Annotated in this window: 9 protein-coding genes; 7 read left to right on the forward strand and 2 right to left on the reverse strand. The window is 45.7% G+C overall.

Annotation, left to right across the window (positions count from 1 at the left end):
• Positions 1-183: 183 nt before the first annotated feature.
• Positions 184-2,742, reverse strand: a complete 2,559-nt coding sequence (gene glgP, locus QUA10_RS11920; protein WP_333080523.1) for an alpha-glucan family phosphorylase — start codon at positions 2,740-2,742, stop codon at positions 184-186.
• A 319-nt stretch (positions 2,743-3,061) separates the two neighbouring features.
• Here glgP and QUA10_RS11925 point away from each other — a divergent pair, with 319 nt between their 5' ends.
• A complete protein-coding gene (locus QUA10_RS11925) occupies positions 3,062-3,751 on the forward strand; it encodes a tetratricopeptide repeat protein (RefSeq protein WP_333080411.1) in 690 nt (229 codons plus the stop codon).
• Between the two features lie 58 nt (positions 3,752-3,809).
• On the opposite strand, the gene QUA10_RS11930 is transcribed toward QUA10_RS11925, so the two are convergent.
• Positions 3,810-6,707 (reverse strand): EAL domain-containing protein, encoded by a 2,898-nt coding sequence (locus tag QUA10_RS11930; RefSeq protein ID WP_333086262.1) that lies wholly within the window; start codon positions 6,705-6,707, stop codon positions 3,810-3,812.
• Positions 6,708-7,497: 790 nt separating this feature from the next.
• Between QUA10_RS11930 and QUA10_RS11935 the strand changes: the two genes are divergently transcribed.
• From QUA10_RS11935 to QUA10_RS11960, 6 genes are all read left to right on the forward strand, one after another.
• The gene (locus tag QUA10_RS11935) at positions 7,498-8,076 is read left to right on the forward strand and encodes a hypothetical protein (protein WP_333080414.1); all 579 of its coding nucleotides are present in this window, start codon (positions 7,498-7,500) and stop codon (positions 8,074-8,076) included.
• Positions 8,077-8,427: 351 nt separating this feature from the next.
• Positions 8,428-9,468, forward strand: a complete 1,041-nt coding sequence (locus QUA10_RS11940) for a M28 family peptidase (protein ID WP_333080416.1) — start codon at positions 8,428-8,430, stop codon at positions 9,466-9,468.
• A 115-nt stretch (positions 9,469-9,583) separates the two neighbouring features.
• Positions 9,584-11,443, forward strand: a complete 1,860-nt coding sequence (locus QUA10_RS11945) for an ABC-ATPase domain-containing protein (RefSeq protein WP_333080418.1) — start codon at positions 9,584-9,586, stop codon at positions 11,441-11,443.
• A 77-nt stretch (positions 11,444-11,520) separates the two neighbouring features.
• On the forward strand, positions 11,521-13,881 hold the full coding sequence (locus QUA10_RS11950) for an ATP-binding cassette domain-containing protein (protein WP_333080419.1): 2,361 nt from the start codon (positions 11,521-11,523) through the stop codon (positions 13,879-13,881).
• 59 nt (positions 13,882-13,940) lie between these two features.
• Positions 13,941-14,432, forward strand: coding sequence for an SRPBCC family protein (locus QUA10_RS11955; RefSeq protein ID WP_333080421.1), 492 nt, complete (start codon positions 13,941-13,943; stop codon positions 14,430-14,432).
• Positions 14,429-14,878, forward strand: a complete 450-nt coding sequence (locus tag QUA10_RS11960; protein WP_333080422.1) for an EVE domain-containing protein — start codon at positions 14,429-14,431, stop codon at positions 14,876-14,878. Before QUA10_RS11955 ends, QUA10_RS11960 begins: the two co-directional genes overlap by 4 nt.
• The last annotated feature ends 46 nt before the right edge of the window (positions 14,879-14,924 follow it).

Genomic DNA, 14,924 nt, shown 5'->3' on the forward strand with positions numbered 1-14,924 from the left:
GTTGCCCCGATCCGTGGGGGGTAGGCACGGGGGCACTACCCCTACATATTTTTACAACTGATTTAGGATTGCTATAGTCATTCCCCAACTTCGATAACAACAGTGGGAGAGTAGGAGAGAGGGAGAATTAGGAAAATCTTCCTTTATTCTCCTGACTACTGACTACTGACTGCTGACTGCTGACTAATGTGCCCAGAGAATCACACCAGCTTCATAAGGACTGCTAAGATTATCGTGCTTGGGCAAAACGCGCAACGACAAACCTTGCAAACCGCTAGAAGTATAAGTAATGTCAGCCGTATAAAGGCTAGCATTGTGAGAATCTTCTCCCAAATACTCCATCACCACCGGCACGCCACCAATGATATCGCCGTTAGCATCAACCGAGCCTTGATAAAGTTCAACTTGCACGTCTGCAGGCGTCAATCCCATCAGATTAATCCGAGATTTAACAGATATCGACTGATTGACCTTAACTTCTTTATCCTGCGAAATATCAACAGCCTCAATCTTAATATCGTGCCATTTCGCGAGAACGTGCTTCTTCCAGTGAGACAACTCCTTGGCCGGAGCGCAATTATCCGAAGTCATAGTGTGGTAGCGATCGCTCACCGGGAAATATGCCCGCCGCGCGTAATCTTTCACCATCCGAGCAGTATTGAACAAAGGACAATTCAAGCGAATCGAATCCTTCATTTTCTCCGTCCAACCGCGGGGAATGCCATCAGCATCCCGGTTGTAAAACAGCGGTACAACTTCCTTTTCCATCAAGTCGTACAAAGCATTTGCCTCGACATCATCCTGATACTTAGTATCTTCGTAAAATTCCCCATGTCCGATCGGCCAACCGGTACGAACATAATCAGCCTCATCCCACCATCCGTCTAGAATGCTCAGATTCGGCAAACCATTCATCGAAGCTTTCATCCCGGAAGTACCCGAAGCCTCACGCGGGCGGCGTGGAGTATTCAGCCACACATCGCAGCCAGACACCATCATCCGAGCAACGTTAATGTCGTAGTTCGGTAAAAACACCATCGAGCTCATCGTCTCGTGCTCGCGGATGAAGTGAACGATATCCCGAATCAACTCCTTACCCGGAATATCCATCGGGTGAGCCTTCCCAGCAATCACAAACTGCACCGGGCGATTTTGATCCCGCATGATCCGCATGATTCGATCGACATCGCGCAAAAACAGCGTCGCCCGCTTGTAAGTAGCAAAGCGGCGGGCAAACCCGATCGTCAGCACCTTCGGATTGAGAGCTTCCCGCGCGTGTTCGATTTCTGTTTGGGCCGCACCGCGCTCACGCAAAGTCTTTTGCAGCCACTCCCGCGCGAACACCACCAACTCCGATCGACAGCGTTCGTGATTGCGCCATAGTTCCTCATCAGGAATCGACGAAAGCCTGTCCCAGAGACGATCGTCCTTACCGGTCATTTCCCAGTCCGGGCCAAGGTATCGATCGTATAATTCCTGAGTAGACTTCGCCACACAACTGCGAGCGTGAACCCCGTTGGTAATCGAAGTAATCGGTACTTCTTCCTGGGGCAAACCCGGCCACAAACCCTGAAACATCGGGCGCGACACCACACCGTGCAAAGCCGCCACCCCGTTGACAAAACTCGACATTTTAATTGCCAAAATTGCCATATTCAGAGGTGCGGACAAATCGCCAGTATTCTCCCGGCCCAATCCTAAAAACTCATCTTGCGACAAGCCAAACATCTTGGGATACTGACCTAAATAGTGCATCACCATATCCGGCTCGAACAAGTCAAACCCAGCAGGTACCGGCGTGTGAGTCGTAAACATACTGCTCGAAACCACCACCTGTTCCGCTTCTACGAAACTCAGGTGATATTCCTCCATCAGCATCCGAATGCGTTCCAAAGCCATGAAAGCCGCGTGGCCTTCATTCATGTGATAAGCCGTAACTGTCAGCCCCAATGCCTTGAGCATTTTCACGCCGCCGATGCCCAGCATGATTTCTTGGTGCATCCGCAGAGTTTTATCACCGCCATACAGTTGGTCGGTAATATCTTGGTCGTAGCGACTATTAGGTTCAATATTTGTATCCATTAGGTACAAAGGAACGGTTCCCACTTGTACCCGCCAAATCCGGGCGTACACCTTGCGGCCGGGATAGTCTACCTCAATCCGCAATTCCGAACCGTCGGGATTGCGTTCTGGGTGCAGGGGCATATTGTAGAAATCGTTGAGCGGATAGCGTTCTTGCTGCCAGCCGTCAGCGTTGAGATACTGCGAAAAATAGCCTTCTTGGTAAAGCAGGCCGACACCGACTAAGGGCAAGCCCAAATCGCTAGCTGATTTGAGGTGGTCGCCTGCGAGCACGCCCAAACCGCCGGAATAGATCGGTAGGGCTTTAACTAAGCCGAATTCCATCGAAAAGTAAGCGTAGCATTCTTGCTGCTCGGTGCCGCGCTGTTTGCGGTACCAGGCGCGGTTTTTGAGATAATCGTCTAACTGCTGGGCTGCTCGGTTCATTTGGGCAATGAAGCCTTCATCTTCTGCCATTTCTTGCAGTCGCTCTTGAGATATGGTTCCGAGCATCAGCACGGGGTTTTGGTTGCTGGAGTCCCACAGGTCTCGATCGAGGCGGCGGAAGAGGTCTTTGGTATCGACGTTCCAGTCCCAGTGCAAGTTGTAGGCAAGCCTGCGTAGGGGTTCGAGAATTGTCGGTAGCGACGGGGAAACGTTAAATGTGCGAATTGGCTGCATAGACAAAGCCTTTATGTTGGGGTAGCGATATTTTCCTCTGTCTTTAGGTACAAGTCCGTTATTCTGCACACTATTTTAAGTTTTAACAAGCGCGGGCGAGCGCGATCGACTGTATCGACCATCTGTATCGAAACGAAGCCGTGCCCTGTCCCTACCCCAGCTCAGCTTTTAACTGCCGTGGCCCTGTGCAAATGCCGATCGCCCCTAAAACGGCTTTTCCCACTTCAAGTAGGAGTTCAACAATCTTCGCCTTGATTTGGGGATAGAACTCGACCTGCTATACTGCTTAGCAGAAACAGTCACCCTACTGAGCTGGGAGATGGAAAAACCGAGCCAGAAAAACGAGCTCCGCGAGCAAGCCGAAAAAATCTTCTACAAAGGCGAAAAGCACCGGGAGCAAAAACAATGGGAACAGGCATGGGCTTGCTATGAGGAAGCGTACCGACTGCTGCCGGAGGGTGATTTCAAGACCTGGCACCTGCCTTTCAATAACTGGCACCGCGTGGGGCTGACGCTGGCGCAACTCGGTCGCCACGCCGATGCCAGACCCTGGTTAGAGCGAGCGCTGGCGGAGTACAAAGTAAACTGGCAAAACCACTCCTCCGCTATATATCTGCTGTCGATCGCCCAAATTTATGCTTTGTTTGGCGAAAAAGATGCCATGATCAGCGCGCTTGGCGAAAGTTTCGGTAAAGACAATACGCTCGTCGCCAAACTTTATACAAAAATTGAGTTTGAGGCATACAAGGACGATCGCGACTTTCAGGAGTTCATGCAGGATGCCATCAAGCAGACGAAACGGAAGCGCAGGTCGTTCGATGTGAGCGAACTAGCCGTTTTCGGCTGCGATAACTGTCGCAAGAAGGCCTCGCCACCAGACCATCACGACTGGACGGCGATCTGTCGTGAGTGCGGCAACAAGTTTTCCTACAGTGGTTGCTCGTGCGACGGCTGTTGCGGCGGGACGTATGCGGGTTTCGGCGGTGGTCGCACGACTTTTTACGTGTAACGTTCGCAAGACTTACACGCAGCGTTACAAGCTCACGCAGTCGTAAGTCGCGACCCAATTAAGCAATTTTAACTTGTTGCAACTGAGAATTTACCAAAAGTTTGCTAGCATCATTGGCTGATAGTGCAGGGGTGAAATAATGACCCTGAATTTCTTGACAGTGGAGCGATCGCAAACACTCCAACTGCTCTTTAGTTTCTACTCCTTCTGCTACCACGCTCAAGTTCAAATCTCGCCCCAGGGTCGCTACAGCCTTGGCGATCGCCAGTTCGCACGGATCAGTCGTCAATCCGCTGACAAACGATTTATCTATTTTTAAGATATTCAAGGGAAACTTTTTGAGATAATTTAGAGAACAATAACCCGTGCCGAAATCGTCCAGCGCAATTTGCACTCCCATATTCTGCAACTCCCTGAGAACCTTTGTGGTATAATCCACATCTTGCATGGCTGTAGTCTCGGTAATTTCTAACTCTAAATACTTGGGTGCTAAACCGCTTTTTTCCAAGCATTTCGCTACCATTTCTAATAAATTAAATTGCTGGAACTGTCGAGCCGAAACGTTGACTGCTACTCGCAAATCTGGCTGCAAAGCATCCTGCCAAGCTTTATTTTGAGTGCAGGCTGTTTGCAGCACCCATTCCCCAATAGGTACAATGAGTCCGTTCTCTTCGGCGATCGGAATAAATGTAGCGGGAGTAACTAAACCTAATTCTGGATGTTGCCAGCGTAGCAGAGCTTCCATGCCCTGAATTTGCCAAGTAGTGATGTTGACTTTGGGCTGGTAGAAAACCTCAAACTCTCCCTGTTCTAAAGCCTCGTGCAGTCTGTGTTCTATAGTTAGTAAATGGCTGCCGTGGGGATTAAGTGTTGAAGTATATAACTGATAGTTATTTCTTCCCATTTCTTTAGCGTAGTACAAGGCAGCATCGGCATTTTTGACTAAAGTTTCGGCATCTTCACCATCATCTGGATAAAGAGCAATGCCGATGCTGCTGCTGACATGAAACGGTTGTCCTTCTAGTTTAAATGCTGGCTTTAAATTGTTGAGTATTCTTTGAGCTGTTTTAACTGCATCTTCTAAGCAATTGATGTCGGGAAGCAGTATGGTAAATTCGTCGCCTCCCCAGCGGGCAACCGTGTCAGTCGATCGCAAAGTTTCGCTGATGCGTCCGGCAAAACCTTCTAACAGGCGATCGCCCGCAGCGTGACCTAATGTATCATTAATCTTTTTGAACCTGTCCAAGTCTAAAAACATCACAGCAAGCATTTTTTTTGTTTGTTTAGCTTGTTTTAAGGAAGCCAGCAGCCGCTCGTTAAAAAGTATCCGGTTCGGTAAACCTGTGAGTTGGTCATAAACAGCTTGATAGCGAATAATTTCTTCAGCTTGCTTGCGCTGAGTGATATCCATCATCGTGCCGATCGCCCTTACTGCTTGGCCACTTTCATTGCGGATGATATAGCCGCGATCTAGCACAAAAACATATCCCCCGTCTGCACGGTGAAAGCTGTATTCTTCCGACCAACATTGAGCGTCTGAGTTCATTGTTTGGTTGAAGCTTAACATCACTCTTTCGCGTTCTTCGGGATGAATATTTAGCCACCATGATTCTAACTCTATAGTCTGAGTTTCGTTGAGTTTGTATCCAAAAACTTTTTCAAATTCTACGCTTAACCAATACTCATTTTTTAACAAATCAAAATCCCATACTGCATCATTTGTCGCCCGCGTCAGCAGGTGAAAACGTTCTTCACTTTTGCGGATTTTTTCTTCGGATTGCACCCGTTCCGTTACATCCCTAAAGCTGAATACTCGACCAGTAATTTTGCCTCCGGTGCGCTGGGGCAACGAGTAGCGCTCGAAGATTCTGCCATCTGTCAACTCGATGAGATCGTAACTTTCTGCTGCAGGGCGATCGGACAATTCTTTAGCACGGTTGAGAAATATTTCCGGGTATTTTAACTGGTTGATTTCAAAACCCAAAATTTGGTTATTATCTCTCGAATCCACCAGCAAATCCGGCAACTGCCACATTTCGGCAAACTTGCGGTTAAAGGTGATAACTTTTCCTCCACTGTCAACCGCCAGAATGGCGTCAGCAGTAGATTCAATGGTTGCTTGAAGCAACGAAAGAGATGTTTCTAGTTGTGACTCTGCTAATTTGCGATCGCTGATATCAAAAGCTGTGATTAATATTGAGGCTTTTTTTTCAAATTTGATAATATCTACAGTTGCTTCAATCCAGCGCAACTTTCCGGTTTTCGTGACTATTATTAATTCATATTTAGAGCCTGCAGTTGAGCGCGCGTGGCGGGATTTACCCCAGTTTTTAACTATTTCTATAAAATCTTGATGAATTAAGTCGTATAAATCTAATGCTAGCAATTCTTCGCGAGTATATCCTGTCAGAGCTTCTGTCTGAGCATTGACATAACGGAACTGTCGGCGGTGATAGATAAATGCAACAGCATTCACAGTTTCTATCAGTTGGCGAAACTTTTTTTCACTGCGCCGCAAATTTCTTTCAGCCCGCTTGCTATCGGTAATATCTTGTGCTATGTATAACTGGCCGCTGACCTTGCCTTGACCGTCGCGAATAATTAAAATAGAAAGCTGTACAATTATTTTTTTTCGGTGTTTAGAAAGGTAGACTTTTTCGACGTTGCGGACAGAACCTTCGACTGTTAAACTTGCTAAATCTAACTCCGGGTCTGGTGATTCAGTTTTCTTAAAAAGCCCGGCTATTGGTTTGCCTAACAACTCTTTTTTAGAGTATCCCAGAAGTTTACAGGTAGCTTGGTTTAACGATAGGATATGACCAGCCGGGGTGGTCGCAATTATCGAGACGTTCATTCCCTCGCAAATATCCAGGGCATATTCAGCAGTTTGCTGCAAATCTTGGGTCATTTGGGCCATAGTATGCCAGATATCCAGTTCTTTTTTTGGATACAACACTTTTTCTCCTTTTGGTAGCTTGTCATTCTCTGTTTCAGACTTGGCCTTGATTAAGCTCATCCTCTTGGATAATCTATTTACTGTTTTACCCCTCATGAATAACGAAATTAATAAAAAAATAAAAACCAGATAATTACCGATTATTGTTAACCTAAAATTAGGTTTTTTCCTCTGACTTTCTTGAGATTGTATATAATTGTAAGTCGGTAATTGTACTGGTTCAATTGGGGATAATTTATCCAAAAATAATGTGGCGCTTGCAGAAGTAAGGGGGCGAGATGCCGATCGCCAATAGCTATGTTTCTGAGACAGAACCAAAATCCCTGCTACAGGGGGAGTGCCATGCCGATCTCCTAGACTTGTCGGTAATATTTTTGGATTTATGCCACATTCCACACTAACAATAGCAAGAGCGAAATATCCCAACATTAATTGAAAAATTATTTTCATTGGCTCTATTTCCTAATTTTAAATATTTTTTTTAGCAATCATAAATCTCAAAAAGTTTAGCAAAACTTTCTGTACAATATGAAAACCCGGCTACCCTGAATTTATGTGGATTTGTAAATTAAATTTTACCAAGCTAATAATTTAGCTTTATAACTAATTACAATTTTAATCTTAATTTAAAATGTGTCATCAGCCATTGTGCCACAAATTATCCGCCATTCTGCCTAGACACCGCGTGGGAGCGCTAAAATTAGATAATTCCCGCAAGGAGGCGACCGGGATTTGTTAGAAAAATAAACAATTAGCTTAAAATCGATGCAGAGGTCCACTAATTGAACCCATGAGTCAGACCATCCCAGAACTCCAAAAAGAAGTCCGCACGCTGCAAGCAGAAGTTACCGCCCTGCAAGAGTCGCGGGAAAAACTTGCCGTACAGCGCTCAGAGTGCCGAGTGGCAGTCAGTTTTCCCAAAAATAATACTCCTGAAGCCATTGCCGAGTTCCACCAGCAAACTGCTGCTTTTGGGGAGCAGTGGTTGCAGCAAATCCAGGAAATTGACCGAGAGACTAAAAATATTGAAAAGCAACTGCAACAAAAACAGGCTTTACTCAATTACAAGCAAGGTGAACTAGAAAAAATGCTGGCCGGAGAGCACTGGCAAGAAGTAGAAAACACTGTTCAAACCGGGGAAAAGCGCTTGCAAGCACAAGCTCGCAGAATCAATCAAGTCGCAGCGCAGCTAGAAGTAGAAATCCAAGCTTTGAAAGCACTGTACGACCAACTAAATCCGAGTTATTCCGAGTGGTTTCAACAACCAACTCAAATAGTCAAATTTTCTGCAACAACTATTCCTTATGCTGTTCCAAGCAGTAGCGGGTTGATATTGGAAAATAAGGAGATTGAGTGGGAAAAAAAGTAGTTTTAACTTGTAAACTTTAAAGGTAAATTAGTGATTGGAATGTCGCCGTCGAACCATCTAATAAGCAAGACAGATTCGACGGCAACATTGCAAGATTTTTTTCTGTTTTTTTAGATAAAAAATACAAAAATACCTCTGGCGCAGCTAATTTAAGATTTTTTAGTTTCTTTTTTTGAAACAGGTTTATTTTTAATTCTGGTGTCAATCTAAAATCTAAAATCTAACTGTTCTGGACACATCAACCGGGTTTTACGAAAAGACTTTGTTGCAGCCCTCGCTTCCGCTAAAACACCCGGTTGATGAGAGCGATGAGTGCGTAAGCTCTGTCTAAAATCTCAAATAGACTTACTGATGAAACAATTGATTTGGATAGCGCTATTTATTCTGGTTGCGGTGACGGCGGTGGGTTGGCGTTCTGACTCGTGGCAGCGGTTTTCGGGTGTACCCGAATTAGGGATCGATCGCAATACCCACACTTCCCAAAACCCGTCTCCCTTACCGCTTCCTGCTGAAAAAAATACTTTTTTTCAGCCCCCAATTGACCCGTCTCGCTTGTGGAAACACGTCGATAGTTTAGCAGGAGAACGGGATGGAGAACGATCTCGCTCTTTTACTAGAGATTACATTTCTAAACAACTGCAAACTTTAGGATTTTCCCCAGATTTGCAGCCGTTCGATCGCGGAATCAACGTCTTCGCTGAGAGAAAAGGCACTGACTCAAACGCCGGTGCAATCTTAGTCGCAGCACACTACGATACTGTACCAAACTCGCCTGGGGCTGACGACAATGCGACGGGAGTTGCTGTAGTTTTAGAAGTAGCAAGATTGCTGGGTTCTCGTCCCACGCCTCGGACATTGCAAGTAGCATTTTTCGACAGGGAAGAACTGGGACTTTTAGGCAGTTTAGCATTCACCGGTAGCGAGGCGCGGTTAAAAAATTTGCAGGGTGCGATCGTCCTAGATATGGTAGGTTATGCCTGCCGCACGCCCGGATGCCAGCAATATCCCGAAGGATTGACAGCGCAACCTTTTCTAGAAGCATCCGGGGTAAATTCTCCTGACAAAGGCGAGTTTATCGCTGTGATTGGGGATGCGGAACATCCGCTGCTATTGAAAAGTTTTGCGGAGTCTGGAAAAGCCGATTTGCCGCCGGTGGTGGCGCTGCCAGTTCCCCTGAAAGGGTTGCTGACTCCCGATGTTTTGCGGAGCGACCACGCGCCTTTCTGGTATAAAGGAATTGGTGCTGTTTTGGTGACGGATACTGCAAATTTGCGATCGCCCCACTATCACCAATCTAGCGATACATTAGCAACTATCGATCGACCTTTTTTCGCCGGTTCTGCTCAAATTGTTGTCAATGCCGTGGCTAAATTATTGGAATTAGGTAATTAGTAATTGGGAATTGAGCATGGGGAATTGGGAATTGGGGAGGGGGCATCGTGCATGGGGCATTGGGCATGATGACTGTTATTGATACTGCCAACGACCCACTAATAACTAATAACTAATGACTAACAAAGAAACCCTGCAACGGCATTTACTGCAACTAGACAATCGAGGCTACAAAGCCTACAAAGACATTCAAGGTAATTACGACTTTTCTGAATTTACATTAATTATTGATTACGTGCAGGGAGATCCGTTTGCTTCTCCCAGTAAATTTAGAGTCATAGTTCCGCCAAACATTGCTCAAATTCCTGGCGAACTTTTCAATTCTCGCAGTCGAGAAATAGCCTTGCGAGATTATCTAACTCGCCAGTTTGACAAAGCAGCACACACCATCAGCAGTAAATGCGGCACTGGCAAAAGCGGTTTGATTGCAGTGACTCGGTTCGGACAAGAAGTTTTAGAGCGAACTTCCGCATTTATCATTTCCTCAAATAGATCCGATATCGAAGATTTAGGAGGAGTAGAACTGCGATTTGCCGTCGGACTTCCAGAGGGCGGACGCAGTATCTTAGGGCGACAAGCTGCTGAAATGCTGTGCGAAGATATTCCGCAAATTGTCAGCAATTCTCTGAAGTATGCTAACTTAAATTCTGCTGAATGTCGCCGTCACGTTGAAACTGTAGAAGATGCTAACTGGCTGCGGCAGCAGTTAGCTGAAAAAGGATTAGTTGCGTTTGTGGCTAACGGTTCTATTTTGCCGCGCCGTACGGGTGTTGACAATCGCCCTTTGTTAAATAATGCTGTGGCTTTTCAGTCGCCGCCGTCGTTAAAAGTTGAGTTTAATTGTCCGAATCGCGGTTTGATTTCCGGGATGGGTATTCCCGCTGGCATTACTTTGATTGTTGGCGGCGGCTATCACGGCAAATCAACTTTACTCAGGGCGATTGAGTTGGGAGTTTACAACCGAATTCCAGGAGATGGTCGGGAATTTGTGGTGGCTAATCCGGCGGCGGTTAAAATTAGGGCGGAAGATGGCAGAAGTGTAGCGGGAGTTGATATTTCGCCTTTTATTAACCACTTGCCACAAGGTAGAGATACTGCACAATTTTATAGTGAAAATGCGAGCGGTAGCACGTCGCAAGCTGCTAATATTATTGAGGTTTTGGAAGTGGGGAGAAGGAAGTTCGGCAACCGATTCTGTAACGGATTTAACGGATGTCAGTCCGATGTCCGTCGGAAGAAGGAAGAAGGAAGAGGGAATGAGGAACAGGAGAGAGGGAAAAAGGAAGGGGATTTAGTGCCTGTTTTATTAGTTGATGAGGATACGGCGGCGACGAATTTTATGATTCGCGATCGCCGAATGCAGGAACTCATCGCTAAGGATAAGGAACCGATTACGCCGTTTATTGATAAAGTTAAACAATTGTATGCAGATTATGGCGTATCGACTATTTTAGTCATGGGGGGAAGCGGGGATTATTTTGATGTGGCAGATACTGTCATTTCAATGGAAAACTTTCAAGCATATAATGTGACGGAAAAAGCTAAAGAAATTGCTAAAAAATACTCGATTAGCCGGGCGGCAGAAGGGGGAGAAACTTTTGGTGAGATTACTCAAAGAGTGCCGATTCCTGCTAGTTTAGATCCGAGTCGGGGACGGCGAGATGTGCGGGTGAAGGTGCGGGATGTTGATGAATTGGCTTTCGGAACTGAGGAGATTGATTTGGGTGCTGTTGAGCAAATTATGGACAGCGGACAGTTAAGGGCGATCGCTGCGGCAATGGTTTATGCTAAGCAGCAATACATGGACGGAAAACGCACTTTGTCGGAAATAATAGATTTGGTGATGGCAGATATTGAGGCGCAGGGGATGGATATTTTATCGCCTTTTCCTGAAGGGGATTTTGCCATGTTTCGGCGGTTTGAATTAGCGGCGGCAATTAATCGGCTTCGCAGTTTGTCGGTTGTTGCTAAGTAGACTTGCTTAATATAAGTGTATTGTTGTCCTACTTTTGATATGCTGGCGAAAGTGAGTGCAAAAACCGCGATTGAAGTATGACAGGCAATATAGGACAACTGACTGCTTTAAGCGATCGACCTTATATAGTATTAAGCAATCAAGGCGAGGTTTTACAGTTAGAGTTAAAACAGCAGCAGCACGTATTGGGGCGCGATCGCACTCGTGCTGATTTAGTGATTCCCGAACCCTGGCGCGCAGTTTCCGGCGTTCACGCTGTTTTGCGCCAAATTGGAGATACTTACTGGATTTACGACGGTGACGGCCAGCGGCCGAGCACTAATGGCTTATTTGTTGATCGCACTCGCATCACTTCCAATGATGGTTATTGTCTGAAAAACAGCACAGAAATTAAAATCGGTCTCGATCCTCAAAATCAAGTTTTGCTGAGTTATTTTAATCCGCTGGCGAATCAGGTTGCTGTCCCTAACAAGCAGTCAATTCTTCTTAAGAATCGGTCGGTTTTGTTGGGCCGCGATCCAAACGCTTCGCTGCAATTAGATGCGCCGCTTGTTTCTAGACGCCACGCCACAATCGACCAAGACAGTCGCGGCAATTATATTTTGCGAGACCACAGCGTTAACGGGGTTTTTGTTAACGGTCAGCGAGTGACAAATTCTGTACAGTTGTCCGAGGGAGATGCAATTCGGATCGGCCCGTTTACTCTAACTTACCGCAGCGGTGAGTTGCAGATGCAAGACTCGGGCCATCAAATTCGTTTGGATGCTGACAGTCTGGTGATTCCGAAGCGTTTGGATAACATCACTTTGGCGATCGAACCGGGGCAGTTTGTGGCTTTAGTCGGCGGTAGCGGTGCGGGTAAATCTACTTTAATGCGGACGCTTTTAGGCATTGAAAAAACTACTAACGGCGCTGTGTTTCTCAACGGTGACAACCTGCGCCAAAACTTCAATATTTACCGCAATCAAATCGGTTACGTGCCTCAAGATGATATTGTGCACGCAGATTTGACAGTAGAAGAAGTCTTGAGTTATGCAGCTAAATTGCGCTTACCTCCCGATACAGATGTCAAGCAGGTAGTCGCAAAAACTTTAGAAGATATTGAAATGACTCACCGCCGCAAGGCTTTGGTAAAACAGCTTAGCGGCGGACAGCGGAAACGGGTGAGTATCGGAGTTGAACTGTTAGCAGACCCGAAACTTTTCTTTTTAGACGAACCGACTTCAGGACTCGATCCGGGTTTGGATAAGAAGATGATGCAACTGCTGCGAAAGTTGGCAAACCAAGGCCGGACGGTGATTCTGGTGACTCACGCGACGGCAAATATCACGATGTGCGATCGGATTGTGTTTATGGGTCGGGGCGGGCGCCTTTGTTACTTCGGCCCGCCTAGGGAAGCGCTCGATTTTTTCGATGTCAAAACAAGTGATTTTGCAGACATTTACAACGAATTAGAAACAGGAGAAATCAACGTTCAAAGCTGGGCCGAAAAGTTTAATAAATCTCCCTACTATCAGCGCTATATTGTCAACCACTTCAGCACAGGCAACGCTAATGCAAAAACACCTTCTGCACCTTCTGTACCAAAATCTCAATCTTTTTTAAAACAACTCGTTTTGCTTGCCCAGCGCTATTTTCAACTCGTTTCCCGCGACTTAGTTAACTTGAGTTTAGCTCTTTTAACAGCGCCGATCGGCATTAGTTTGCTGCGGCTAGCCGTCAGAGATAAAGACCCATTAATTGGCGCACCGGAGGCAACTTTAGCACCTTTAGCGCTCAGAGTTTTATTTGTATTTACCTGCGCGGCTATTTGGGTAGGGCTGGCAACTTCTCTGCAAGAAATTGTTAAAGAATCTGCTATTTATTTGCGCGAACGTTTGGTTAATTTAGGATTGTTTGCTTATTTAGGTTCAAAAATTTTTATACTTTCTGGTTTGGCAGTATTGCAAACGCTGTTAATGGTAGGAGTTATTCTGATTGCTTTTAAATCCCCCGAACCGAGTTTGATTTCCTGGGAGATGGGGGCAAGTATTACCACATTCCTAACTTTGATGAGCTGCATTAGTCTCGGATTAGTCGTTTCCGCGATTGTTAAAAATAGCTCTCAAGCTAATAGCGCTTTGCCTCTATTATTGCTGCCTCAAATTATTTTTTCGGGAGTTTTGTTTAAGATGGAAGGTGCGGCGAGCAAGTTTTCTTGGCTGATGTTAAGCCGCTGGTCTGTGGGTGCTTACGGCTCTTTAGTTAATGTGAATGGGATGGTTCCCGCGCCTACTACTTTACCGGATGGGAGTACGCTTCCTCAGCCGTTTGAGCCTACTCCTGTTTACGATCCAACCTGGGAGAATTTGAGTTTAAATTGGGCTATTTTGTGCGTGCATATTTTCGTTTATTTGATGTTGACTCTGTGGTTGCAGAAGCGGAAGGATATTTTATAATTAAAATTACGCACTTTTAACTCACAGTTCATTATCAAATCAGATGGGGGGAGGAATAAATGTTAGTTAAAACCAACGCATTAGTAGAAATCGCTGCATCGCCTGAAGTAGTCTTTGATTTTGTTACGTCCCTGTCAAATCTGCCCAAAGTCTTTCGCGGATATGGCCCAATTCCAGCAATTATTAAAGCTGAGATGGCAGATGGTGGAGAGATGCGTGAAGGCGGCGTGCGGCGGGTAAAAAATTCCGACGCTTCGGTGATTGATGAAGAAATCATTACTTTCAAAAAGCCAGAAAGACAAACCTACCGACTGGTTAGAGGGTTTAAGTTTCCGATTTTTCTACTCATTGAGTCGGGTGGCGGAGATTGGAATTTCACTGCTACAGCAAAGGGAACTCGGATTGATTGGGAGTTTTATTTTATGCTGACTTCTCCGGTATTCTATCCGCTTGGGTTGTTGCTAGTTCAGGTTTTTATGCAAAAAGCTATGCAGCAGTGTTTAGATAATATTCAAGAATATTTGGCTAACCCAAGCGAATTGATTGTATGAATTATTGGCTAATGAAGTCGGAACCGGATGTTTATAGTATTGCGGACTTGAAGGGCGATCGCACTTCCATTTGGGATGGCGTTCGCAACTATCAAGCGCGCAATTTTATGCGAGAAATGAGTCGGGGAGATTTAGTATTTTTTTACCATTCTAATACTAAAATACCGGGAATTGTTGGCTTAGTGCGCGTCGTTGAAACTGGAATTGCTGACCCGACTCAGTTCGATATAAATAGCGAATATTATGATCCTAAATCGCCGTTTGATGCTCCTCGCTGGCAAACTGTGAAAGTGGAGTTTGTTGAGGAGTTTGCTAAGTTAATATCTTTGGATGAACTGAAAGAAAAGTTTAGCGCTGATGAGATTTTGGTGGTGAGGAAAGGCAATCGGTTATCGGTGATGCCGGTGTCTGAAAGTGCGGCACAGAAGATTTTGAAGATGAAGTAGGAGAAAAGAGGAAAATAGATCCGGATGTCGAGCCGTATAGTGAGAA

This window comes from Microcoleus sp. Pol8_D6 (assembly GCF_036700965.1).
In the GTDB taxonomy this organism is placed as follows: Bacteria; Cyanobacteriota; Cyanobacteriia; order Cyanobacteriales; family Microcoleaceae; genus Microcoleus.

What these genes read in the sequence shown, in the direction of transcription:
- glgP (WP_333080523.1), bottom strand. Translation starts at nt 2,742, where the DNA reads ATGCAGCCAATTCGCACATTTAACGTTTCCCCGTCGCTACCGACAATT.
- QUA10_RS11925 (WP_333080411.1), top strand. Translation starts at nt 3,062, where the DNA reads ATGGAAAAACCGAGCCAGAAAAACGAGCTCCGCGAGCAAGCCGAAAAA.
- QUA10_RS11935 (WP_333080414.1), top strand. Translation starts at nt 7,498, where the DNA reads ATGAGTCAGACCATCCCAGAACTCCAAAAAGAAGTCCGCACGCTGCAA.
- QUA10_RS11940 (WP_333080416.1), top strand. Translation starts at nt 8,428, where the DNA reads ATGAAACAATTGATTTGGATAGCGCTATTTATTCTGGTTGCGGTGACG.
- QUA10_RS11945 (WP_333080418.1), top strand. Translation starts at nt 9,584, where the DNA reads ATGACTAACAAAGAAACCCTGCAACGGCATTTACTGCAACTAGACAAT.
- QUA10_RS11950 (WP_333080419.1), top strand. Translation starts at nt 11,521, where the DNA reads ATGACAGGCAATATAGGACAACTGACTGCTTTAAGCGATCGACCTTAT.
- QUA10_RS11955 (WP_333080421.1), top strand. Translation starts at nt 13,941, where the DNA reads ATGTTAGTTAAAACCAACGCATTAGTAGAAATCGCTGCATCGCCTGAA.
- QUA10_RS11960 (WP_333080422.1), top strand. Translation starts at nt 14,429, where the DNA reads ATGAATTATTGGCTAATGAAGTCGGAACCGGATGTTTATAGTATTGCG.